The organism is Pedobacter sp. BMA (genome assembly GCF_001027745.1).
In the GTDB taxonomy this organism is placed as follows: Bacteria; Bacteroidota; Bacteroidia; order Sphingobacteriales; family Sphingobacteriaceae; genus Pedobacter.
Genome location: NZ_LECU01000002.1, coordinates 280,479 through 303,065, shown reverse-complemented (window position 1 = coordinate 303,065; position 22,587 = coordinate 280,479). Strand labels below are relative to the sequence as shown.

General features: G+C 39.3%; 18 protein-coding genes. 11 read left to right on the top strand and 7 right to left on the bottom strand.

Features of this window, described 5'->3' with window-relative positions:
* Positions 1 to 867 (bottom strand): helix-turn-helix domain-containing protein, encoded by an 867-nt coding sequence (locus tag AB669_RS21390; protein ID WP_053058236.1) that lies wholly within the window; start codon positions 865 to 867, stop codon positions 1 to 3.
* Between the two features lie 295 nt (positions 868 to 1,162).
* On the opposite strand from AB669_RS21390, the gene AB669_RS03695 reads away from it, so the two are divergent.
* From AB669_RS03695 to AB669_RS03660, 7 genes are all read left to right on the top strand, one after another.
* Positions 1,163 to 1,948 carry a hypothetical protein gene (locus AB669_RS03695; RefSeq protein WP_047797948.1) on the top strand — a complete coding sequence of 262 codons (786 nt, stop codon included), beginning with the start codon at positions 1,163 to 1,165 and terminating at the stop codon, positions 1,946 to 1,948.
* Between the two features lie 196 nt (positions 1,949 to 2,144).
* Positions 2,145 to 2,684: a hypothetical protein gene (locus AB669_RS03690; protein ID WP_156166647.1), complete on the top strand. Its 540-nt coding sequence runs from the start codon at positions 2,145 to 2,147 to the stop codon at positions 2,682 to 2,684.
* 618 nt (positions 2,685 to 3,302) lie between these two features.
* A complete protein-coding gene (locus AB669_RS03680) occupies positions 3,303 to 6,122 on the top strand; it encodes a DEAD/DEAH box helicase family protein (protein ID WP_047797945.1) in 2,820 nt (939 codons plus the stop codon).
* Positions 6,122 to 8,293, top strand: coding sequence for a restriction endonuclease subunit S (locus AB669_RS03675; protein ID WP_047797944.1), 2,172 nt, complete (start codon positions 6,122 to 6,124; stop codon positions 8,291 to 8,293). The genes AB669_RS03680 and AB669_RS03675 overlap by 1 nt, the downstream gene beginning before the upstream one ends.
* A gap of 62 nt (positions 8,294 to 8,355) precedes the next feature.
* Positions 8,356 to 8,931, top strand: coding sequence for a DUF4062 domain-containing protein (locus tag AB669_RS03670; RefSeq protein WP_047797943.1), 576 nt, complete (start codon positions 8,356 to 8,358; stop codon positions 8,929 to 8,931).
* Complete coding sequence (locus AB669_RS03665) at positions 8,921 to 10,414, top strand: RNA-binding domain-containing protein (RefSeq protein ID WP_053058235.1); 1,494 nt, start codon at positions 8,921 to 8,923, stop codon at positions 10,412 to 10,414. Before AB669_RS03670 ends, AB669_RS03665 begins: the two co-directional genes overlap by 11 nt.
* Positions 10,415 to 10,517: 103 nt before the next feature.
* Positions 10,518 to 12,041, top strand: coding sequence for a class I SAM-dependent DNA methyltransferase (locus AB669_RS03660; protein ID WP_047797942.1), 1,524 nt, complete (start codon positions 10,518 to 10,520; stop codon positions 12,039 to 12,041).
* A 138-nt stretch (positions 12,042 to 12,179) separates the two neighbouring features.
* On the opposite strand, the gene AB669_RS03655 is transcribed toward AB669_RS03660, so the two are convergent.
* Positions 12,180 to 12,425, bottom strand: a complete 246-nt coding sequence (locus AB669_RS03655) for a helix-turn-helix domain-containing protein (protein WP_047797941.1) — start codon at positions 12,423 to 12,425, stop codon at positions 12,180 to 12,182.
* Between the two features lie 605 nt (positions 12,426 to 13,030).
* Between AB669_RS03655 and AB669_RS03650 the strand changes: the two genes are divergently transcribed.
* From AB669_RS03650 to AB669_RS03640, 3 genes are read left to right on the top strand one after another with little or no spacing between them, the layout of a single operon-like run.
* Positions 13,031 to 14,308, top strand: coding sequence for a redoxin domain-containing protein (locus AB669_RS03650; protein WP_082120574.1), 1,278 nt, complete (start codon positions 13,031 to 13,033; stop codon positions 14,306 to 14,308).
* Between the two features lies 1 nt (position 14,309).
* Positions 14,310 to 17,507 carry a SusC/RagA family TonB-linked outer membrane protein gene (locus AB669_RS03645; protein ID WP_047797939.1) on the top strand — a complete coding sequence of 1,066 codons (3,198 nt, stop codon included), beginning with the start codon at positions 14,310 to 14,312 and terminating at the stop codon, positions 17,505 to 17,507.
* 8 nt (positions 17,508 to 17,515) lie between these two features.
* Positions 17,516 to 18,874: a RagB/SusD family nutrient uptake outer membrane protein gene (locus tag AB669_RS03640; protein ID WP_082120573.1), complete on the top strand. Its 1,359-nt coding sequence runs from the start codon at positions 17,516 to 17,518 to the stop codon at positions 18,872 to 18,874.
* Between the two features lie 56 nt (positions 18,875 to 18,930).
* Here AB669_RS03640 and AB669_RS03635 read toward each other — a convergent pair whose 3' ends face one another.
* The 4 genes from AB669_RS03635 to AB669_RS03620 form a co-directional block, all read right to left on the bottom strand.
* A complete protein-coding gene (locus AB669_RS03635) occupies positions 18,931 to 19,275 on the bottom strand; it encodes a hypothetical protein (RefSeq protein ID WP_047797937.1) in 345 nt (114 codons plus the stop codon).
* Between the two features lie 113 nt (positions 19,276 to 19,388).
* Positions 19,389 to 19,820 (bottom strand): MauE/DoxX family redox-associated membrane protein, encoded by a 432-nt coding sequence (locus AB669_RS03630; RefSeq protein WP_156166646.1) that lies wholly within the window; start codon positions 19,818 to 19,820, stop codon positions 19,389 to 19,391.
* A gap of 271 nt (positions 19,821 to 20,091) precedes the next feature.
* Positions 20,092 to 20,673, bottom strand: coding sequence for a Crp/Fnr family transcriptional regulator (locus tag AB669_RS21385; RefSeq protein ID WP_053058233.1), 582 nt, complete (start codon positions 20,671 to 20,673; stop codon positions 20,092 to 20,094).
* A 98-nt stretch (positions 20,674 to 20,771) separates the two neighbouring features.
* Positions 20,772 to 21,158: a hypothetical protein gene (locus AB669_RS03620; protein WP_047797936.1), complete on the bottom strand. Its 387-nt coding sequence runs from the start codon at positions 21,156 to 21,158 to the stop codon at positions 20,772 to 20,774.
* 131 nt (positions 21,159 to 21,289) lie between these two features.
* On the opposite strand from AB669_RS03620, the gene AB669_RS03610 reads away from it, so the two are divergent.
* A complete protein-coding gene (locus AB669_RS03610; RefSeq protein WP_156166645.1) occupies positions 21,290 to 22,171 on the top strand; it encodes a hypothetical protein in 882 nt (293 codons plus the stop codon).
* Positions 22,172 to 22,217: 46 nt separating this feature from the next.
* Here the strand turns inward: AB669_RS03610 and AB669_RS03605 are convergent, their stop codons facing one another.
* On the bottom strand, positions 22,218 to 22,586 hold the full coding sequence (locus tag AB669_RS03605) for a carboxypeptidase-like regulatory domain-containing protein (protein WP_047797933.1): 369 nt from the start codon (positions 22,584 to 22,586) through the stop codon (positions 22,218 to 22,220).
* Position 22,587: the final 1 nt, after the last annotated feature.

Genomic DNA, 22,587 nt, shown 5'->3' with positions numbered 1-22,587 from the left:
CTATTTTTTCTTGTTTAAAGCGAGCCTATATTCCTTTGGACTATATCCAACCCATTTTTTAAAGAATTTAGCGAAGTAGTTCGGGTATTCGAAGCCCAGCTGATAAGCCACTTCAGCCGTGTTCAGCTCTAATTCCTTTTCTAGCACTTCCTTCGCTTTTTTGATCACATATTCGTGAATGTTTTCAAGTGCGGATTTTTGAGTAAAATGTTTAATAATATCGCCCAGATAATTTGCTGTCAAACCTAAGCGATCAGCAAAATAATTGACGTTAGGAAGTTGCTTTACGGGTTGCGTGTAGTAATCAATCAAAGCTTGTTGGAAATCGGCTACAATCCGGTTATATTGTCTAGGGTTAGTCGAAAATTGCCGTTGGTAAAAAGATTCCACCAATGATATCATTACATTCACATAGGATAGTAGCACAGCAAAATGTTTTTTTTCGCTGTGGTAGTGGGTGAGCATCAGCTTGAACACGGCACTAATTTCTACTACTTCCTCATCCTTAAGTATCAGCGCTTCGTGCTGGCCGTAATCCAGGTAGTTCCTGAACAGAAACCTGTTTTCTTCAATTACTTTTTTAGAAAGCTGCAAATACATGCCGGTAAAAGTTGGTTCTGCTTCCCATCCCGGAGGTATAATCAAATCCGGACTATTAAAAAAGATAGCGCTTTTATGTGCTTCAGAGGGAGTCGATTTTAGCCTGTAGTTAATCTTGATAGAAATTCTGTAAAAATCTACCATCACCGGTTCGGGTTGAAGGACTATACTTTTGGGATCATAATAACCGATATCTATGTCGTTATTCAAGGGCGCATTTATGCCCATCGCTTGATTATATGATGCGAAATCTTTATAAATTTTCATTGGTCAAATTATCCCATTAATCATTCGATACCTAAAAAGGGGTGATCGATTTCAAACGGTCAGTATAATTTTAATCTTACTAATATATAAAGTTATTAAAACGTAAATATCCTACCAAAACTATCGCAGACAATCAGTAAAATGTATCGTTTTTTTAGGTAATATGTACTAGTTTAGTAAGAACCGTTGATGGAATGACCAGTTGTGATGCATGCTGAAGTTTAGCTAAATAGACATCGAACATTCTGTTGTTATTCTCTGTTACATTGTAACGTTTTTACAATTATCGTTACTCATGGATATTAAAGCCTTCTCACAAAATATTGTAAAGCCACTCCTTTTAGGTTATATAGCTTTATGGTTAGGCATTTACCTATGCTCACGATTTTTCCTGGTAATGTATAGCGATAAAGGGATGTTTCAGTTCTGGCCATGGCTGGCAATATCAATCGCACCATTTTCTTTGTATGCTGCCCTGAGGACGGTGTATGCTGAGCGCGTAAAGCTGTACGGTGCAATTGGCTACTTTTTCATCTACACTTTACTGGGCATTTTTGCTACGGGCTACATGATTGTAAATGGAGATATTCTGGCTAGTGCAGCATTTAGCTCATCGCATGTTAAGGATGCAACCCTGGTTGATGTGCAGAAGGTATTTCATCGCAAAACCGGCTTTGACCACACCGATGTTCGCGTAAACGTTGATGGGAGGGTTTTTACTATGGAGGCCCGTCCTTATGCATTCTTCTATCTCAAGGGCAGAAAGCAGCTTAAACTTAACATAGGAAGATCGGGACTGGGAAATGATTACGTGACCAGTATTGAAGTGAGTGCAGGCGATCAGCTTAAGGCCAGGTGGATTCATTTTAAAGACATGATTTACCGCATGCGATGGTTTTTTGGCGTAATTGTGGTGGTTGTTGGCGGTGCTATTCTATTTGGAAAGTATATTCCGGAAAAGCGGTTGCAGAAACGAAAGCCGGTAGCTTTCTGGAAAATCATGGCGCTTACAATGGGGATATTGATGGGCCTGGGTTTGTTATTTTATGCAGGGTTATGGATTTGGGTTTGGTTAAGGTAACATCTATTTCGCGGAGCATCAACAGCTATACAATAATTATACTTCAAACAAAGGAAATAAAATTTTTTTATTAATTTTTTATCATTATTTTAGTATTACTCAAACCCCCTATTGAGTTTTTTCACATCCCATAAATGTATTGCAAGTTCACATTTGCTCAAATGGGTAGGTATTGTTTCATTTTAAATCATCTGGGATGACTAATTATCTATTTATTCCCTTATTTATTGTTACGGGGGCTACTATGTTTCTCGTGGTTTATCTAATTCGCCTGATCAAAAGTGGTAGAATAAGAACTGAACTTGCTTTTTTTGAGCATGTATTGCCTCGCCTGGAAGCTGAAGTGGATTGGTATGCAGATTTTTTAGATGGTGTCGCATATGTGAAATGCCAAATATCTCTAACAAATGCTAGTATGCAACCTGCATTGGGAGTTGTATTAAGCTGGTACGGAGCACAATCCTGGGGACTGAACTGGACTACTGACCCTTTGATTGACCCCAGTGTGGCATTTGGGGATGTTGCTGAAGGAGAAAACATCAATATTACACTAACATGTGAAGTGCCGAGTTATTACGCCGATGACACTGAAACCTACAGTGCTTTTGTTAACCTGCTTATTAACTATGAACAAAAAGACGGCAAAAAGTGTGAGCAGATATTGACAGCCATTCAATGTATGGATAAGGATTTTGACCACGCCGGCTATGTAAACCGTTATGACTTTGATAGGTAATGTTCAACCAAGCATTTAGCAAATATGTCTAAACGAAGATATTTTACTCGCCCTGAAGTTGGTTCATTTATTCATTTTATCGAAAAAGCGGAGCAACATTTCGCGGCGTCTTATGGTGTTCCGGTGGACTCAATCGCTTTGATCGTGAAAAGAACTACCATTTATGTCCTTGTTTCCGGTAAGTTGGTATGTAGTATACATCCTAAAGGCTTAATACATTTGAACATCAAGCGCGAAGCTGAACGACTAAATTCCGATCATCTTAATCCATAAGATTATGAATCATTATTCTTATTGCTACACTTTATTACTACACGTGTTCGTCCATGGATCTGGCAGCGTTCGCCACTGGAATTCCAAATGTTAATAGTCTAGATTTAGATAATTTAAAGCAGACCTATACCTATTGTTCAAAGGAGTTTTAGTGCATCATATTTTTGAAGTCTGATTGTTTCGGGTGTAGTAAAAGTTTTCATATTTGTACTTGGTTTTTGCTTTTTAGATTTGCCAGTTGTTAAACATAGAAGTTACAAATTTTTTTAACCCTAGCTCACAAAGGCCACCACTCGAAATTTAATTATTATCTTGCGCTGTCATAAGCAGCGTATATATAAATAAATGCCTAACGAACTCAACCAAAATCCTGAACAAAAAGCCCGTGACCAAATAGATGCTATGCTACAACAAGCGGGCTGGCACGTACAATCTAAAAATAATATCGATTTCAGTGTAGGATTGGGTGTAGCCATTCGTGAATACCAAACCAGTGTTGGACCTGCTGATTATGTACTTTTTGTCAATCAAAAGCCTGTGGGTTTAATTGAAGCTAAAAAGGAAGATGAAGGACATCGGCTTACTGTGGTGGAAGAGCAATCAAAAGAATATGCCGGTGCCGGACTGAAGTTCTTCAAAAATACGGAAGGTTTAAAATATATCTACGAAAGCACGGGCGTTGTTACCCGATTTACCGATTATACCGACCCCAAACCGAGAGGGAGAAATGTTTTTAGTTTCCATAAGCCGGAGACTTTGTTGGAATGGTCGAAAAGAGAAAAAAGTTTACGAGGGAGATTTGCAGATTATCCGGTATTGGATGAAACAAATTTACGTCCGGCACAGATTATTGCCATCAATAATTTAGAGAAATCTTTTAAAGGTAATCGACCGAAAGCGTTGATTCAAATGGCAACCGGTGCGGGTAAAACCTTTACTGCCGCTACATTTATTTATCGCTTATTAAAATTTGCAAAGGCTAAACGCATTCTGTTTTTAGTTGATACCAAAAACTTAGGCGAACAAGCCGAGCAGGAGTTCAGAGCCTATCAGCCACAGGATGATAACCGTAAGTTTACCGAACTGTACAATGTGCAACGATTGACTTCGAGCTACATCGCCGATGAAAGTCAGGTTTGTATTTCCACCATTCAGCGGATGTATTCCATTTTGCAGGGCGAGGAAATGGATGAAGATGAAGATGTAGTTAATCCGAATGAAAATTCAGGATGGATAGAAAAACAATTGGCAAAAAAAGACGCCATTCCTGTGGCTTATAATCCAAAAGTTCCCGTCGAGCAATTTGATTTTATTATTATTGATGAATGCCACCGTTCTATTTACAACCTTTGGAAACAGGTGTTGGATTATTACGATGCTTTTTTGGTGGGATTAACCGCTACACCAGACAAAAGAACCTTTGGTTTCTTTAATGAAAATGTAGTAAGCCAATATACTTACGAAGAATCTGTTATTGATGGGGTGAATGTTCCTTACGATGTTTATCTAATCGAAACCGATATTTCTACCAAAGGCGCTTTGATAGAAAAAGGCTGGTTTGTAGACAGAAGAGATAAATTATCAAGAGCCAAACGCTGGCAACAGGAAGATGAAGACACCGCTTACCTACGGAATGATTTAGATAAAAAAGTAGTCAACATCAGCCAAATCAGAACCATTATTACGGCTTATAAAGACGGATTGAAAAAAGATATTTTCCCCAATCGATTTGATGAAAAGGGCGAATACGAAGTGCCAAAAACATTGGTTTTTGCCAAAACCGACAGCCATGCCGATGACATCATTAACATCATAAGAGAAGTGTTTGACGAAGGCAATGATTTCTGTAAAAAGGTAACGTATAAGATAGAAGAAGACCCAAAATCGGTGCTGAACCGTTTTAGGAACGACTATTATCCGCGTATTGCCGTTACGGTAGATATGATTGCGACTGGAACCGATGTAAAACCTTTGGAGGTGTTGCTGTTTATGCGGGATGTGCGAAGCATCAATTATTTTGAACAAATGAAAGGACGTGGTACCCGCACCATTTCTGCCGATAAATTAAAACTGGTGACCAAAACAGCAGATGCTAAAACGCATTTCGTAATTGTAGATGCAGTAGGTGCCACCAAATCTAAAAAAACCGACAGCCGTCCGCTGGAACGTGCGCCAACCATTCCTTTAAAAGATTTGTTGCAAGCCGTTACTATGGGTGTGCAGGAAGAAGATGTGTATCTTTCTTTGGCAAACCGACTCATCCGTTTGGAAAAACAACTGACCGATGCCGAAAAAGAGAAAATACAGGAATTGGCAAAAGGCAAAAGCTTAAAGCAGATGACCCGTGAGCTGATAGAAGCTTTTGATGCCGATGTGATTGCCGATAAAGCCAATGCCATCATCGCTCAAATTCCGGTACAAGAGCGTACGCCTGCAAAAGAAGAACAGGCCAGAGCCGAAGCGCAGGAAGCTTTGCTGAAAACCGCATCTTTGACTTTTAATGGCAAACTGAACGACCATATTGATAATGTGCGCAAACAGCACGACCAGATTATCGACCATATCAATCTGGATGTGGTGACCAAAGCAGAATGGGACACCGAATCGGTGGACAAAGCCAAAGCCTTGATTAACGATTTCAGCGCATACTTAAAAACCAATAAAGACGAAATACAGGCACTGAGTATTTTTTACGACCAGCCTTACAACCGCCGCAACATTACTTTTAAAATGATAAAAGAAGTAATGGATAAACTGAAACTGGAAAAGCCGCTGTTGGCTCCGGCGCACGTTTGGAATGCTTATGCGGGTATAGAAGAAGTGAAAAGCGATTGCCCGAAAGATGAACTCACGGCATTGGTTTCTTTGATTAGAAAAGTGTGTGGCATAGATGAAGAACTGAAACCTTTTGATAAAACCATTGACGAGAATTTTAAACGTTGGATTTTTGCGCAAAATGCAGGACAGCACAACCGCTTTAGCACCGAACAAATGGACTGGCTGCGCATGATAAAAGACCACATTGTAAGTTCGTACCATATTGAGCTGGATGATTTGGATTATAACCCGTTTGACAGTAAAGGCGGACGAGGAAAGATGTACCAATTGTTTGGTAACGAAATGGATAATATTATTAATGAATTAAATGAAGCGTTAGCTGCATAATGAGAGAAGATTGGATAGAATGCGTTATACCCGAATTAGTAACAAATAAAGGAGTTTTTTGTGATGGTGACTGGATAGAAAAAAAAGATCAGGATATATCTGGAGAAATAAGATTGATTCAACTTTCAGATCTTGGTGATGGGATTTTTAGAGATAAATCAAATATTTTTATTAATGAGAAAACATCTATCAAGCTTAAAGTACATTTTCTTAAGAAAGATGATATATTAATTGCAAGAATGCCTGATCCTCTTGGACGAGCAGTAATATTTCCATTAGATGGAGATGGAAGGTTTATTACCGCAGTTGATATTGCAATGTTGAGATTTGGTAGTGATTTACTAGAAAATAAGTTTTTTCTATATCAAATAAATTCACCGCTTATTCGATCTGAAATTTCAAAGTTAGAAAGTGGAACTACTAGAAAAAGAATATCTAGAAAAAATCTTTCTACAATAAAGTTTGTACTACCACCCCTTCCCGAACAACGAGCCATAGTTAAAAAATTAGAAAGTTTATTTAGCAGTTTAGATGCTGGTATTGCCGATTTAAAAAAAGCACAACAGCAATTAAAAATTTACAGACAAGCGGTTTTGAAAAAGGCTTTTGAGGGGGAGTTGACGAAGAATTGGAGAGAAAAACATTCATATAATATGGATGATTTTTTACAGGAACTCAAAAACAAAAAAAATACTGCAATAAAAGAAAAACTAATTTCTAAAGGAGACTATTTTCCAAATTATAAATTAGAGCAATTAAACTTTACTACACCAAATAGTTGGTTGAGTTTACCCTGGAAAACTTTAACTTCAAATAGAAAATATGCACTTAAACGCGGACCATTTGGAAGTGCTTTAAAAAAGGATTTTTTTGTTGAAAGCGGAACAGTTGTTTATGAACAAGGACACGCAATAAATGACGATCCATATAGACATAGATATTTCATAACCCCTGAAAAATTTGAAGAATTAAAAGCATTTGCAGTTGGAGCGGGTGATTTAATAATAAGTTGTTCTGGTGCAACATTAGGAAGAATATGTTTACTTCCTGAGGATGCTGAAGTGGGTGTTATTAACCAAGCATTACTTAAAGTTGATTTAGATGAGGAAGTAATTCTTAAAAAATATTTCCTTATTTTATTTAGGTCTGAAAGTTTTCAAAGATTAATATTCTCGAAAGCATTGGGAAGTGCAATGCCAAATATGGTTGGTATGGAAGAATTAAAAGAAATGCCAATTCCCATACCTTCAATATTAGAACAAAAAGAAATCGTCAAACAAATCGAATCTCGTTTATCCGTTTGTGATTCCATAGAACAAAACATCAAAGAAAGTTTAGCAAAAGCAGAAGCCTTGCGTCAAAGCATTCTTAAAAAAGCATTTGAAGGTAATTTGTTAACTGCGCAAGAATTGGCAGAATGTAAACTAGCGAAGGATTATGAACCTGCAAGTGTATTGCTGGAAAGGATAAAAGCGGAACGAAATAAAGCAACGGTTAAACCAAGTAAAAAGAAAGAGGAGCAACCTTTAGTTGTGGCTAAAATAGCAACTCCGATTGCAAAAATATCAGCGGACATTCACGCAGGTTTAATAGCCAAAGTGATTAAAATTCACGAAGAAAATCCCGCATCGATAGATAACTTAAGTCACATCAAATGCGAAAAGATTGCCCATTTGGTTGAATACCATTTGCAGATTCCATTGGGCAGACAGCCTGTAAAAGATGCTGCAGGTCCGGATGATTATCCGCACTTGAAGAAAATAGAACACCGTGCAAAAATGGCCAACTATTTTGCCATACAAAAGAAAGATATTGGCTATTCCTACTCTTCGGCAAAAAAATCAGAAAAGGCAATTGAAAAATTTCAATCTGCATTTTCGGATGGTAAGAATAAACAGTTGGATGATTTAATCGCTTTGTTTTTAGAGTTCGATTTAGAAGTCTCAGAAATTATTGCCACTACTTACGCAGGATGGAACAATCTGATTCTTAATGGAAATGCAAATCCATCAGATGAAGAAATCGTTTATGAATCAAGAGAAAACTGGTCTGAACGAAAGTTAAAGATTGCAAGAGAACGCTTTTTCAAAGCGATTGACTGGATGCGTAGACATGAAATAGTACCAACGGGCTATGGAGCGATAGTTCCTTTCCCGAAAAAGAAGAAGTAAAAAATGAACAAAATTCAGAGTAACGAAATATAAAAACAATAACAAATTAAAGGCCTACGCCTATGCCAGCAGAAGCACCTATAAAAATCATGTTGTCATCTACGGTGTACGGTAATCAGCATAATATAGAAAGTTTATATGCTATTTTAACTGGTTACGGATACAAAGTATTATGTTCACATAAAGGAACGATTTATAATATTCCGGGAAAATCGCCGGAAGAGTCATGTTTGGCAGCGGTTGAAGAATGTGATTTCTTTTTAGGTATTATATTTCCATATTACGGTTCCGGTATTACGCATAAAGAGTTTGAAAGGGCAGTAGCACTAAACAAACCACGTGGTTTTCTGGCACACGCACATATTCCTTTTTTACGCACTTTGTTAAAGCAGTTTATGTACGATGGTAATGGCGATAGAACTAGCTTTAAATTAGATAAAAAGACAACCGTTTTGGACAGCTTAAATGTAATAGACATGTACAACTTGGCTGTAGGTGATGGCAAGCCATTAGATAAAAGAATCTGGGCGCAGGAGTTTACTAAATACGAAGTGGATGGTGCAGATTTTGTTCGTACACAATTTGAAGATGTTGAACGATTTAGCAACGATTTAAAAGCACTCAAAAATGGAAAATAAGAAATTACTTCATTTAATCAACAAAGGAGAAAATGAAATGCTTGCGTTTTTAGTTTCTTTGGATTTAGATAGAATTGCCGTTGTTCTTTCAGGGTTTCTTAATCATAAAGGCGGAAATTTATTGTTAGGCGTAGCACCCGATAAGTACATTACTGGTATTGATACAGATTATATCATTGATGAGCTACGCCATCAATTGAGCCAAAAAATTACCCCAGAAAGCCCGATAGAAATAATAGAGGAAAGCATTGATGATAAAACGGTACTGATATTTAAAGTTTTGGAGGGTAGCAAGCAACCTTATATCTGTAATGGTATTATTTACTTCAGAAAAAATACGGAAACGGTAGCAGCGAGTGCTTCTGATATAGCCAAGTTGTTGCTGGAGCGTAGAAAAAATGAACTACATTGGGAGCGGCAGGTAACCTTTGGTGTAGATTGGGAAGATTTGGATGAAAGTTTAATTCTGAATGTGATGCGCAAAGCTCAAAGTAATGGAAGGAGTACTTATAAAGGAGAGGAAGCACTTGAATTTCTAAATCACTATGGTTTGTTTAATAACGGTTCATTTACCAATGCCTGCGTTATTCTGTTTGCTTTAAACCCTGTAAAATATTTCCCGCAAACACGGGTGAGAATAACAGAATATGCCGAAGGCAAAACAGATAAGGCTTTATTGCGTGATGATGTTTTTGAGGGTAATTTATTTAAGTTAAGAGACCAGTTGGAGAACTATGTGGATTACATGGGTACCCGTAGTGTTTTTGCTGAATCAGAATGGCGTCGAATCGATTTTAAATATCCTGAGAAGGCACTTCAAGAGGGCATTATCAATGCACTTATCCATCGGGATTATAGTCATTTTAATAGTCATTTGACCATCTCGGTTGATTCCAATGCTTTTATTATTGCTAATAGCGGACATTTACCTCGTGAGTTAAAAGTAGCAGACCTCAAAACAAACCATCGCTCATTTCCTGCTAATCCGGATATTGCACATATTATCTTTCTGATGGGTTATATAGATAAATTGGGTAGGGGTACCATCAAAATTATGGAAGATTGTAAAAAAGCAGGAATGAAAGAACCTAAATGGACAACAAAGACCAATGAAGTAACACTTGCTTTTTATGCTCCACAAGGAAGTACGGTAAAGACTAATGAGCATCATCAACTCACTGTTGGATTCGATGATACAGTACGTGATGCAGTAGATGTTATTGTAAGTGATGCAGTAGGTGATGCAGTAAGTGATGCAGTAAAAGTTAGACTTTGTGTTATTGTTAACCTGCTTTATGTTAATGAAGCTGTTGCTCTAAAGACCCTCGTAGATCATTTTAATAGTTCCCGAGCTACTATACAGAGAGATTTATTACTGTTAAATACTTTACAATTACTAAAATTATCAGGCTCTGATAAGTATCGGGTTTATGATGTTAGTGATGCGCTAAGAAAAAACATTGATGCGCTAAAAGGTAAGTAGTGATGCGCTAAAAAACGAGATTGATGCACAAAGAAATAATAAAGTCAATCTAAAATTAAACATTAAAATTTTCAATCTAAAGATTGAAAAAATAAAAAGTAAAATGACGGAAGCAGCAATAGTATCAAAAATATGGAATTTGGCGAATGTAATGCGCCATGACGGAGTAGGCTACGGAGATTATTTGGAACAGATTACCTATTTGCTATTCCTTAAAATGGTTGATGAGTTAAATAAACCACCTTACAACCGAAACCTTAAATTGCCAAGGCTGAAAGATGTTGAAGGTAAAGAAGTAGAAGGTGCGGAAGTATGTTCGTGGGAGAATTTAACTTCAAAAAACGGTGCAGAATTGGAATCGTTTTACATACAAGCATTACGGTCTTTAGGCACAGAGAAAGGGATGTTGGGACAAATCTATGTAAAGAGCCAAAACAAAATACAAGACCCTGCAAACTTGCAACGTATAATCACGCTTATTGGCAAAGAGGATTGGAGTTTGATGGGTGCGGATGTGAAGGGAACCATTTATGAAGGCTTACTGGAAAAAAATGCAGAAGATACCAAATCGGGAGCAGGACAATATTTTACACCTCGTGCTTTGATCAGAACAATGGTAGCCTGCGTGCAACCTAAACCAATGAAAACGGTAATTGACCCGGCTTGTGGTTCTGGCGGTTTCTTTCTGGCCGCTTACGATTGGTTAACAGCAAACAATAAATTGGATAAAGATGAAAAGATGTTCTTGAAGAACAGCACTTTTCACGGTAATGAAATTGTAGCCAGCACAAGGAGAATGTGTTTGATGAATCTTTACCTGCACGGTATTGGAGAAATAGATGCAGAACCATTGGTGAAATCAAACGACGCACTGATTGCCGCCGAAAGCAAGACTTATGATTATATTCTGGCCAATCCACCATTCGGTAAAAAAAGCGGAATGACGGTTACCAACGAAGATGGCGATATAGAAAAAGAAGATATCAGCTACAACCGCCAGGATTTTTGGGAAACCACCAGTAACAAACAGCTTAACTTTTTACAGCATATTAAATCGTTAATGAAGATTGATGGTGAGGCAGCAGTTGTTTTACCAGATAATGTTTTATTTGAAGGCGGAGCGGGAGAGGAGATCAGAAAGCAACTCCTGAAAACTACGGAACTGCATACTATTTTGCGTTTGCCAACTGGTATATTCTATGCCAATGGTGTAAAGGCAAATGTATTGTTCTTTAATAACAAAACTGCCAGTAAAGATGCATGGACAAAAGAAGTTTGGTTTTATGATTATCGAACCAATGTTCATCATACTTTGAAAAAGAAGCCATTATCAGAAGCTGATTTATCTGATTTTGTGAAATGCTATAATTCTTCAAACATCAAAAAACGTAAAGAAACCTGGAGTGAACAAAATCCCGATGGTCGCTGGAGAAAATATAGTTATGATGAGATTATAGCCAGGGACAAGACCAGTCTTGACATCTTTTGGGTTAAAGATCAAAGTTTGACTGATCTGGATAATCTGCCTGATCCGGATGTTTTGGCGTTAGAGATTATTGATAATATCGAAGCTGGCTTGGCCAGTTTTAGGGAGATAGTCGGGGAGTTGGATAAAGCTGAGAAATAAACAGATTCAAGACATTTATTAAAACAATTAGTCTCCTGAGGTTTATAAAGTCAGAATGCTGATATGTTTTTTTAATGCTTTATAGATCGATATTTAGTTTTGTCTACAAATCAGGATTTACAATGTTCGCAGATATTCTCATTTATCATGCTCGATTTTCGAAAAATCGAGCATTTCTTCTACTCCAACATTTAGAGCTTTGGCCAATCTCACCAAAATATATGCCGTAGGGTTAGCGCCCTGATTTTCGTATCTGTTGATGAACTGTTTGTCTTTACCATCCAATATTGCGGCGAGTTCGGTTTGTTCAAGACCTTTTGCGTTACGTAGTTGTAAAATTCTCTTCCCCAACTGTTTTCTAAATAGCTTCACATCGTCTTTCATTAAGGCAAACTCAATAAATAATAAAAAAGATGGTCAACAAATTTGTTTACCAATAGGTTTTTTTTATATTCGTTTATTATAATCAGGTATTTTAAAGAGTCTCGGCTACCAAATTCTCACAAATTCCAGCCAACGAGACAATAGATTTATGCCTGTAGCGATATTTTGCATACTTTTACATGCACTATAGACCTATAGGCTCTATTGTAAATCCGTTGGCATGGCCGTGAGAAGCCCGGTAGATGGTGTTTAGAGCCTACTATAGGCACTCATCCAACCTAGACTCGTATAGCCATACGAGTATGAACCAAAGGGTAAACAAGGCAAACAATTTTCCGTTGCTCCATTCCAGAGCAATGCCTAATCCTACGTTCAACTTTCTCCCAAAACATCCCCATTATGTTATTCATCCCATTTTTTGTCCCTTTGATTATTTATTTGCCTTGAAACCTAAAGACCCGGTCTAGAATGATATAGGGCTCTGTACCGACTCGGTTTTTTCATACACGTTAAGGTTAATAATGGTGAGGGGAGGGCGGAGCCCATTTTTGAAAAGGGTAATGATCGAATGATAACTAACTAAACAAATAATAAACTAAACTTTTATGATTAAAAAAATAACGATAACCATCGTGATGGCTGTGCTTTGTCTAAATTTTAGCCTAAGCGCACAGGAGGTAGTTCCGTTGAAGATTGGCGATAAAGTACCGGAGCGTTTCTGGACAGAAAAGTTGCAGGTGCGCAATGGCAGTGTGACCAGTGAACAAACGTTGGCGGTATATAAGGGAAAGGCGATTATACTAGATTTTTGGTCAACACACTGTTCTCCCTGCATCAAGGCATTTCCTAAACTGGCGCAATTGCAAGTAAGATTTGCAAATGATTTGCGCATAATAGGAATTGAACAGGTTGAAAAGGAAAAGATTGATGCCTTTTTTATGAAGCAAGCGCCACTCGGCTTTCCAACTGTAGTTGGTGACAAATACCTAAACAAACTTTTTAAACATGTTTATATTCCGCATGAAGTATGGATAGATGCTAAAGGGATTGTTACAGGGTTCACTAATGGAGATGAAGTAAACGATAGCAGTATTGCTAGTTTTATAGCAGGCGACAAAATAAAGGCTGAAATGAAAATTGATCAGGATTTGAGTAAGCCATTATACGCATCAGAAGCCTTGCCTGTTAACCGCTTACTTTACTACTCAATATGGTTGAAAGGACATTTAGAAGGTGTTGGAGCATCAAACAGGGAAATCGATTTGCCTGGGACATACGGTATTACATGGTCTAATCAACCATTGGTATTTATTATGCAAAGTATTGCACGCAGGCAAATCAAAGATTATAGTGGCAAACGGGTTATGATCAGTAGCGCTGACTCATTGGATCTCTTTTACGGTAAACTAAAAGGTGAAGCCAGGAAATCCTGGTTTCATAGTCATGAGTATACCATGAGCATTACGATGAGTAAGCGGGATACCATGCTACTGTCTAAGAAAATGCTCCAGTTACTCAATGACCAGTGTGGGTATTCAGTGAGGGTAGAAAAGCGATTAATGCCGTGTTTGGTGATGACAAAGCTAAAAGGGGAAAGCCCGACGCTCAAAGCCGATGGAGCAATGGTGAATACTTTAGCGCAAGTGAATGAAAAAAAATTGAGGAATGCGCGATTATTCTATCTAACTGCCTATTTGAATGAAGAAAACAATGGTTTGCCGATTATAGTAGATGAAACTGGATGGAAAGGTAAGATCGACTTTGATTTAACCAGTTCCCGGGTTCAGGATTTGCAAAAGCAACTCCGTGAAATTGGGTTTTCGCTGGAACCGGCGGAACGCGAGTTGGAGGTTATGACGGTTGCCAGACAGGAGGGGGAATAATATGCGGCTGATATTATTGATGATGATGCTTAGCCTCTTTGGATTAAAGGGAATGGCGCAAGGACTATTAACAGGTAAGGTGGTTTCGGCTAATGGGAAGCCTTTAGTTGGGGTGTTGATTAGGGTAAAAGCAAGCCAGCAAGCGTTGCAAACTGATGAAGCAGGAATGTTTGGCTTACAGCTTAAAGTAAAAGCGGTTGATTTAATGGTGAGCCTAATGGGCTACCAGCCTCAAGTGGTAAAGGTTGTGTTACCGCTGAAGGAAGGCTTGCTGATTAAATTGCAGGAAGCTAGTTTGCAATTGGAGGATGTGCAGGTATCTACAGGTTATCAGCAGTTACCAAAGGAGCGGGCTACGGGTTCTTTTAGCCAGATTAACGGTAAGCTGTTTAATGAGCAGCAAAGTACAGACATACTCAGCAGGCTGGAAGCCGTTGGTAATTCGATTTCTGTTGACCGGCGTACAAGCGGCAGGACGGGTGGAATTGCCATCAGGGGGATTAGTACGATACAGGGGATAGGAGGACCATTGATTGTGGTAGATAATTTTCCCTATGAGGGAGATCTGGATAACCTGAACCCGAACGAAGTCGAAAGTATTTCTTTCCTAAAGGATGCCGCTGCAAGTTCTATTTGGGGTGCAAAGGCGGGCAATGGGGTGATTGTTATTACCACCAGGAAAGGAAAGTTAAATACGCCTTTGCAGGTAAACCTGAATGTGGCTTATACACTGGGGGATAAGTCCGACTTATTTTATCAGAACTTAATGAGTACGGCTGATTATATCGATTTTGAGCGGAGTGTGTTCAGTAAGGGGTATTATGATTCGCAAATTAACTCTACTGCACATCCTGCGTTATCGCCAGTGGTAGAGTTGTTGTTGAAGCAACGCAATGGACAGGTAACCACTGCTGATGTGGAGGCACAGCTGAATGCATGGAAAGGAATTGATGTAAGGAATGAGCTATTGAATCGTGTTTACGAACCGTTATTAAACCAGCAATATTCGCTTAGCTTGCAAAGTGGAAGTAAAGCTTATGCCTGGTTGTTTTCGGGCGGGTTTGACCGGAATAGCGATAACTTGACTGAGCGTTTTGATCGCTATAATCTTCGTTACCAGAATAACTGGACGCTTGTTAAAGGACTACAGCTCAATTCAGATTTATACTACACGTATTCGAACAGCCGATCAGGCAAAACGGCTTATAACAGCTACAGTGTGTTGAATACTTCTGGCTTATATCCTTACGCGCAACTGGCCGATGCAGATGGTAATGCATTACCTATTGCTAAAACGTACAGCTTAAGTTATCTGAATACAGCAGGCAACGGCCGCTTATTGGACTGGAAATACTATCCACTTACGGATTATTTACATAGTACCAACACCTTACTTAATCAGGATGTGACTGCTAATTTCGGAATGCGTTATGAAATTTTAAAAGGCTTAACCGCAGAATTAAAATATCGTATTGAACGCCAGTGGATTAATGGCGTGGCGTTGCAGGATGCGAACAGCTTCGAGGCCAGGGATATTGTGAACCGGTTTACGCAACTGCCATCTAGAAATGATGCTGTGTACAAAGTACCTAAGGGTGGTATTAGAACTGAGAATAATTCCCAGTTAAATAGTGAAGATGTGCGCGGTCAGCTCAACTATAACAGAACATGGAAAAATCATAGTGTTGCTACTATTGCGGGTGCTGAGCGGCGTAATATTGTAGGTAGTAGTCAAACATACCGGAAATATGGTTTTCAGGATGAAACCTGGAGGGTTGGTATTGTGGATTACTCCACAGCCTATCCGACTATTGTTACTGGTGGCACACAGTTCATTCCAAATGTGGATGGCATATCGGGTACAACAAACAGGTTTGTATCGATGTATGCAAATGCGGCTTATACCTTTAAAGAACGTTATTTATTTTCATTAAGTGCGCGAAGTGATGCCTCGAACCTGTACGGCGTGAATACCAATGAGAAATGGAATCCTTTGTGGAGCACCGGACTGGGATGGATTGCATCTGGAGAACCATTTTATCACCTCGACTTTTTGCCTTATTTGAAGTTACGCAGCACTTATGGGGTAAGTGGTAATACGGATCAAGGCAAATCAGCATACACTCAAATTTCGTATTCGGATATTAATACCTACACTAATACGCAGACTGCAGTGATTTCGAAGTTTGCCAATCCGGAACTGAAGTGGGAAAAAGTGAAGCAATTTAATGTGGGGCTTGATTTTAAAGTTAAGGGCGAACGATTGAGCGGGAGCATAGATTATTTTGAAAAACGTGCGGTGGATTTATTCGGTACCGATTTACTGGATTACACGGGAGGAGCAGGAAGTAGCATTGTAAAAAATGTAGCCAGTATGAAAGGTAAAGGGGTAGATGTGGAACTGAACAGCCTAAACCTAAATGGTGCATTCAGGTGGACGACGCAGTTGAATATGAGCTTTTATAAAGATGAGGTAACAGATTATTATTTAACGGCCTATAGCGGGAGCACCTTTGTAGGGACCAGTAGCACAGTTGCGGTTACGGGTTTGGTGGGTAAGCCAGTGTATAGCATTTTCTCGTACCGATGGGCGGGGCTTGATCCGGCGACGGGCGACCCGCGCGGCTATGTTAAAGGAGTGGTGAGTAAAGACTATGCGCTGTTAACAGGCAGCGGAACGGCACTGGAAGATCTGGTGTATCATGGATCGGCATTACCCACGCTATATGGTTCGATAGGTAATATCTTTAGCTATAAAGGCCTGAGCCTTACCCTGAGGTTGCTGTACAAGTTTGGCTATTACTTTAGGAAAAATACCATTAGTGACCTGGCTTTGTATAGTGGAAAGGTGGTTAGTGGTGATTATGCAAACCGATGGCAGAAAGCCGGGGATGAAGTTAATACCGACGTTCCTTCTACGGCTTATCCCTACAGCTCAACACGAGATGCTTTTTATGCGGGATCGGTAATTAATTTGGAGAAAGGCGACCACATCCGGTTGCAGTATATCGCTTTGGGCTATGACCTGGAAAAGAAAAAGCTGAATTGGCTTCCGATGAAGGATGTTCATTGCTTTCTGAATGTAAGCAATGTGGGCATATTATGGAAGGCAACCAATTTACAGATTGATCCAGATCAGGCGATGACTGCCATTAAACAAGGTAGGACGTATTCGATTGGATTAAGGACAAATTTTTAAAGGCTATAATGATGAAAAATAAAATTTACTATATCGCAATTGTTTTTGCGGCACTGTTGACGCTTGTCGGCTGCGAGAAGTTTCTGGATGAGAAAACTGTGAAATCGTACACTGTGCCAAGCACGCTGGGGGATTTGCAAGCGCTATTAGATAATCAATCTTTTATGGTTGAACGGGATGCCTCTGCCGGAGAAGTGAGCAGCGGAGATTATTATTTGACTGATGCGGTATGGACGGCATTGAGTTTGGAGAATTACAGGCGAATGTATTTATGGGAGAAGACTTTTATTTTCCAATCGTCTTCCAATGAATGGAATGAGATGTATCGGGCTGTAAACATCACTAATGAAGTGCTTACTGATTTACCCAAGATAGGAAAGCAAGATCAGGAAAGTACCTGGAATAATATTACAGGACAGGCATATTTTCATAGGGGACGACTATTTTATCAGATAGTAAGTTTATGGACAAAGGCATACGACGCACAAACTGCAGCCACAGATTTAGGTGTCCCTCTGCGCTTAAATAGCAATTTCAATGAACAGTCTGTAAGAGCGAGTGTAGCTGAGAGTTACAATCAAGTAATCAGTGATTTGAAAATGGCGATAATTAATTTACCATCTGTTACTTCGACGGCTTTTAGGCCATCAAAAGCAGGCGCTTACGGAATGCTGGCAAGGGTTTACCTGAGTATAAGAGATTACAACCATGCGGGATTATATGCAGATTCCTGTTTGCAATTGCGCTCCACACTATTAAATTATAATAGCATCAATAGTAGTGCAACCTATCCTTTTTCACGCGTTAACACTGAAGTTGTTTCAGAAAGTTATGCGCCAGTACCTACGCCGGTAAGTCCGACGCGGGCGAGGATTCTGGAGGACATTTATGCAATGTATAGTGCCAATGACTTAAGGAAAATAGTTTTTTTTAAAACTAATACCGATAAAAGTTATGCCTTTAAAGGTGGTTATGAGGGGACATCGGGCTTGTTTACCGGCGTTGCAGTTGATGAAATGTACCTGATCAGGGCAGAATGTTTTGCAAGAAATGGTAAGACAAGTGAATGTTTGAAAGATTTAAATACGCTACTGGTTACCCGATACAAAACAGGAACCTATGTGCCTTTAAATGTTACAACAGCGGAACAGGCAATGGATCTGGTGCTTACTGAGCGCCGAAAAGAGCTATTGATGAGGTGTTTACGCTGGACCGATTTGAAGCGGTTGAATAAAGAAGGGATGGGCATAACGATGATGCGGGTTTTGAAAGGGGCCACTTATACTTTGCCCCCTAATGATTCACGTTATGCTTTGGCTATTCCTGAAGATGTGATTCAATTGTCGGGGATTTCTCAAAATCCTTAAATAAAATAGGCTGCACCAATTAACATTGGGCAGCCTATCTCGGTTTCGGCTTGACTTTATTCACTGCGAACTTCTTTTGCATCCAACAACACATCGTTTACTGTTGGATGTGCATCCAAATAGTTTTGCAATGGTGTATTCGTAGTTGGAATCAAGTAGTCGTTAGCTTCAAAGCTAATCCTACATGGCACCTCTCTCTCGGCATTACATTCTGCCACAGACGTTGTACCGTAATTGGCTTCGCTTTTAGCATTGGATAATGGTTGGCCGACATTGAAGTACCAGTTTTGAATGGACAGTTTGTTATTTTCTGCCCTGGTTAACACTTTCGTGTTAACGGTAAACGCACTTGCTGCAAATGCGATTACGATGGCTGTTAAGCCAAAGATGTAATTTCTCATCTTTCTTACAATTTAAATTTAAGTTTGCTATTGAAGGGTAGATCAACTTACCTGCTTCATAGCCTCATTTCTCTACTCAACCAAAACCTGGTTTTGTTGAGCCTGTTAGTGTTCTATTTCTGTTGTACCTCCTTTCTTTTTTCTTTTAAATAAATGTATATGCCCACTATCGGAAGTGTTAAAAAAATCAGATTGAATACCAAATGCATACCTAGCGGCATGTTTTCTATAATGCCACCACAACTGCAAGGCATGTGGCCCAGGATGCCAGCTATTCCAAAACCCACATATAGTGTGAAAGCTAACATGGTGAGTGCGGCTAGCCATAAACCGTATTTCACAAATGGTTTGAACAGTAGCGCAACGATTACGATTTCAATTGGAGGCAAAATGTAAACGAGTGCGTGTGCCAGCTGATTGGGTATTGGTTGGAGTAGCATGGCAGCACGAAAGCGGCTAAAGTCCATCCATTTCGATATGGCGGCATAGGCAAACATGGCTTGTAGCATGGTGGTTATGGTCAATATGTAAGTTATTTTTTTCATTGGTTTTGTTAGTACTAAGGTAGGATGGGTGGGGTTGTTTGGGGGAATCCAAAAGGCAGTTGTTTTAAGGGAATGTGGTGGTTGGGACTGCCTTTTTGTTGGTTTAAACAATGGAGGGATGCCTTCGGCATTATTTTTTTACCACCTAAGACATTTAAGAACATTTTAGATTAATCGGGAACGAATGCCTTCGGCATTATTTTTTTACCATATAAGGAATGTGAGAGCATTTAAGATTAAAAGCTAAAAAGGGGGGATGCCTTCGGTATTTTTATCGGATGGCGCGGATGTGGTTGAGGGTGTTGAGTGACATGCCCAGGAAGGAGGCGATGTATTTGAGATGGATAATGTTTAGCAGATATGGGTGTGTGGCAAGGAGATGGTTATATCGTTCTTCGGCACATAAGTGACTTAGGTTTTGGATGTGATTGGAAAGGTTAACGATTACTTGCTGCAATATGCTGGAGGCGAGGGGTGTGTATTCGGTAAACAACCGGTGTAATTCGTTTAGGTGTACCAAAGGCAGGCTCAATAAGGTGGATGATTCGTTTAATACAACTTTAGTAGTTGTGGGGTGATCACGATCCATTATATCGAATGGGATAATGATTTCGTTGGGATGCCAGAACCAAAATGTTTTTTCTACAATTTCTTCGCCATCACTTATGGTACATACGCGTGCGGAACCGGATAATATGTAGAAGAGACCGGTGTGATATTGGCCTATTTTGATGAGTTCGTGATTTTTTGGATAGTGATGTATTCGTATAGAGGCGCGCAGGAAGTCAACCATGTCGTTAGGAATGGTTTTGAATTGAAAGAGGTAACGAAAGAATGGCTGGAGGTTATCCATATTTTACAATTATTGTGTACCTCCTGATGATGAGTTCGCTCATATGGGATGTGATTTTAAGCCGAATGGACACCCGAACTTCGAACAACAACAGGGGATTATTTTTGGTAGCCTATTTCGATAATTAATTCTCCTTCGGATTCATACGTATCATCGTCACTAACCAGTTCGCGAACTCTGCTTACGGGAATGACAAACTTGCTGTCGTAGGATTTCACTTCAACCACCTCTGGTTTGATGAGAGAAATCTTTAATCGGCCCCGGATTGCAATTGCAGTTTGGGAAGAAAGTTCAGCAAGGAGCTGTGGCTTTAGGGATTTTAGATGCGCCAGTTGTTGCTGGTTCAGGATGAAATTGGAATTCATCCAGTCTGGGAAATCGCTGTGGATTGAAATGTATTCATCTTCGAGTTCCTGATCGGACTTTTGATAAAGTTGGGACTGAAATGCCCCAAAACCATGGTTGTTTAGTGGAAATTTTTCCATAGTAAATGTGATTAGAATTTTAGTAATATCTTAATAGATACAAACATAAATAATGAAAAAGACCCTTTCCAAATGTTTAAAAGGATGTAGGGATAAGTGATATATAAAAATCGGATAACTGATTAACTGTTTTGAAAATTGGGTTTCCGTTTGGCTGGTTTATTGTTTTTGCTCCTAATATGGTTAGTTTTTGGAATGCGTTATATGAAAGGATTTCCGGCTGGATTTTCATCAGTACAGGATCTTACTACCCTTCGCGTGTGGTACGCCTGTTTTTATGTTTTCTCACCGGATCTTGTATTACTGTTCTTGGGGAAAGTATACATGAAATCAGCCTTCATCCGCGGAGGTTTCTTATTGCTGAAGCTGGGAGTTTTTGTATTGCCGCATGTTTGAGTGAGTTTATTCATTACACAACTTATTCTGTGAACGAAAAATTATCATGGAGACAGAATTTTAAGGCGAGATTGCTATGGCAAGGTGTTATATATCCGTTGGTACATACTGTTGCTGCGATACTCCTTGCTGAAATATACTTTTTGCTACTGGAAACCTCTACACGGGCACAGGGGTATTTCGTTTATGATTTCCCTATGGTGGTCTGTTTCCTGCTGATCGTTAACCTGTATTATGTAATTGCAGATTTTGCAGCGATTAAGATGCCAAGGAGAAAAAAGCTACCCAACCATAAGCCGCCACCGCTGCCATTGACCGGCCCCACGGTACCAGCGATGTTCTTCAGCGAGGGGAAAGCTAATTACGTGATTTTGTTTAATGGTAAATATGACGGCTGGGGCAAAAGTTTAAGGGAAACCATTGAGGAGTTGCCACCGGAGTTTTATTTTCAAATTAATAAGGGGCATATTGTTCACCGGGAATTAATTAGTCATTATGAAGAGCACACCTCACTTAGGTTGATTGTGTATTTTTATGAGCCGATGGCCAAAAATCCGGGGATTGTTGTACAAAGGAATGTGAAGGATTTTAAGGATTGGTATGAGGGGGAGGAGTAGGAGTTGAACCACTTGACACTTTTAAGTTCCATTATAAATGGTATCATTAATCAATCAGCGGCCTGTTATCCTCTTTCATATAAAAATCGATCATTAACGAATCGCCTCTGTTCAGCATAATTTTCTTAGTGTTTACATCGTAGTAACCAACCCATATTGCCTTGAGCTTTTGGCTTCCTACTGTTGATTTTAAAGTATAGTTTCCGTCATTATCTGTATTTACTTTCATTGAATCCATTAATGACATGATCCGTACGGCTGGCATTTTCTTCTTTGTTTTTTTATCGTATACTGCACCTGTTATGATTACCGCAGGGTGATCGGTTTTGTATCGTTGGATGGTATATTTTCTATTTACAGTACAAGATGAGATAAGTAGGGTAGCAGAAAGTAAGAGGGCCGCAAGGTATTTCATG

Coding starts and splice junctions, on each gene's coding strand:
- AB669_RS03690 (WP_156166647.1), top strand. CDS start 2,145: ATGACTAATTATCTATTTATTCCCTTATTTATTGTTACGGGGGCTACT.
- AB669_RS21390 (WP_053058236.1), bottom strand. CDS start 867: ATGAAAATTTATAAAGATTTCGCATCATATAATCAAGCGATGGGCATA.
- AB669_RS03675 (WP_047797944.1), top strand. CDS start 6,122: ATGAGAGAAGATTGGATAGAATGCGTTATACCCGAATTAGTAACAAAT.
- AB669_RS03655 (WP_047797941.1), bottom strand. CDS start 12,425: ATGAAAGACGATGTGAAGCTATTTAGAAAACAGTTGGGGAAGAGAATT.
- AB669_RS03605 (WP_047797933.1), bottom strand. CDS start 22,586: ATGAAATACCTTGCGGCCCTCTTACTTTCTGCTACCCTACTTATCTCA.
- AB669_RS21385 (WP_053058233.1), bottom strand. CDS start 20,673: ATGGATAACCTCCAGCCATTCTTTCGTTACCTCTTTCAATTCAAAACC.
- AB669_RS03660 (WP_047797942.1), top strand. CDS start 10,518: ATGACGGAAGCAGCAATAGTATCAAAAATATGGAATTTGGCGAATGTA.
- AB669_RS03630 (WP_156166646.1), bottom strand. CDS start 19,820: ATGAAAAAAATAACTTACATATTGACCATAACCACCATGCTACAAGCC.
- AB669_RS03665 (WP_053058235.1), top strand. CDS start 8,921: ATGGAAAATAAGAAATTACTTCATTTAATCAACAAAGGAGAAAATGAA.
- AB669_RS03635 (WP_047797937.1), bottom strand. CDS start 19,275: ATGAGAAATTACATCTTTGGCTTAACAGCCATCGTAATCGCATTTGCA.
- AB669_RS03670 (WP_047797943.1), top strand. CDS start 8,356: ATGCCAGCAGAAGCACCTATAAAAATCATGTTGTCATCTACGGTGTAC.
- AB669_RS03640 (WP_082120573.1), top strand. CDS start 17,516: ATGATGAAAAATAAAATTTACTATATCGCAATTGTTTTTGCGGCACTG.
- AB669_RS03650 (WP_082120574.1), top strand. CDS start 13,031: ATGATTAAAAAAATAACGATAACCATCGTGATGGCTGTGCTTTGTCTA.
- AB669_RS03695 (WP_047797948.1), top strand. CDS start 1,163: ATGGATATTAAAGCCTTCTCACAAAATATTGTAAAGCCACTCCTTTTA.
- AB669_RS03620 (WP_047797936.1), bottom strand. CDS start 21,158: ATGGAAAAATTTCCACTAAACAACCATGGTTTTGGGGCATTTCAGTCC.
- AB669_RS03680 (WP_047797945.1), top strand. CDS start 3,303: ATGCCTAACGAACTCAACCAAAATCCTGAACAAAAAGCCCGTGACCAA.
- AB669_RS03645 (WP_047797939.1), top strand. CDS start 14,310: ATGCGGCTGATATTATTGATGATGATGCTTAGCCTCTTTGGATTAAAG.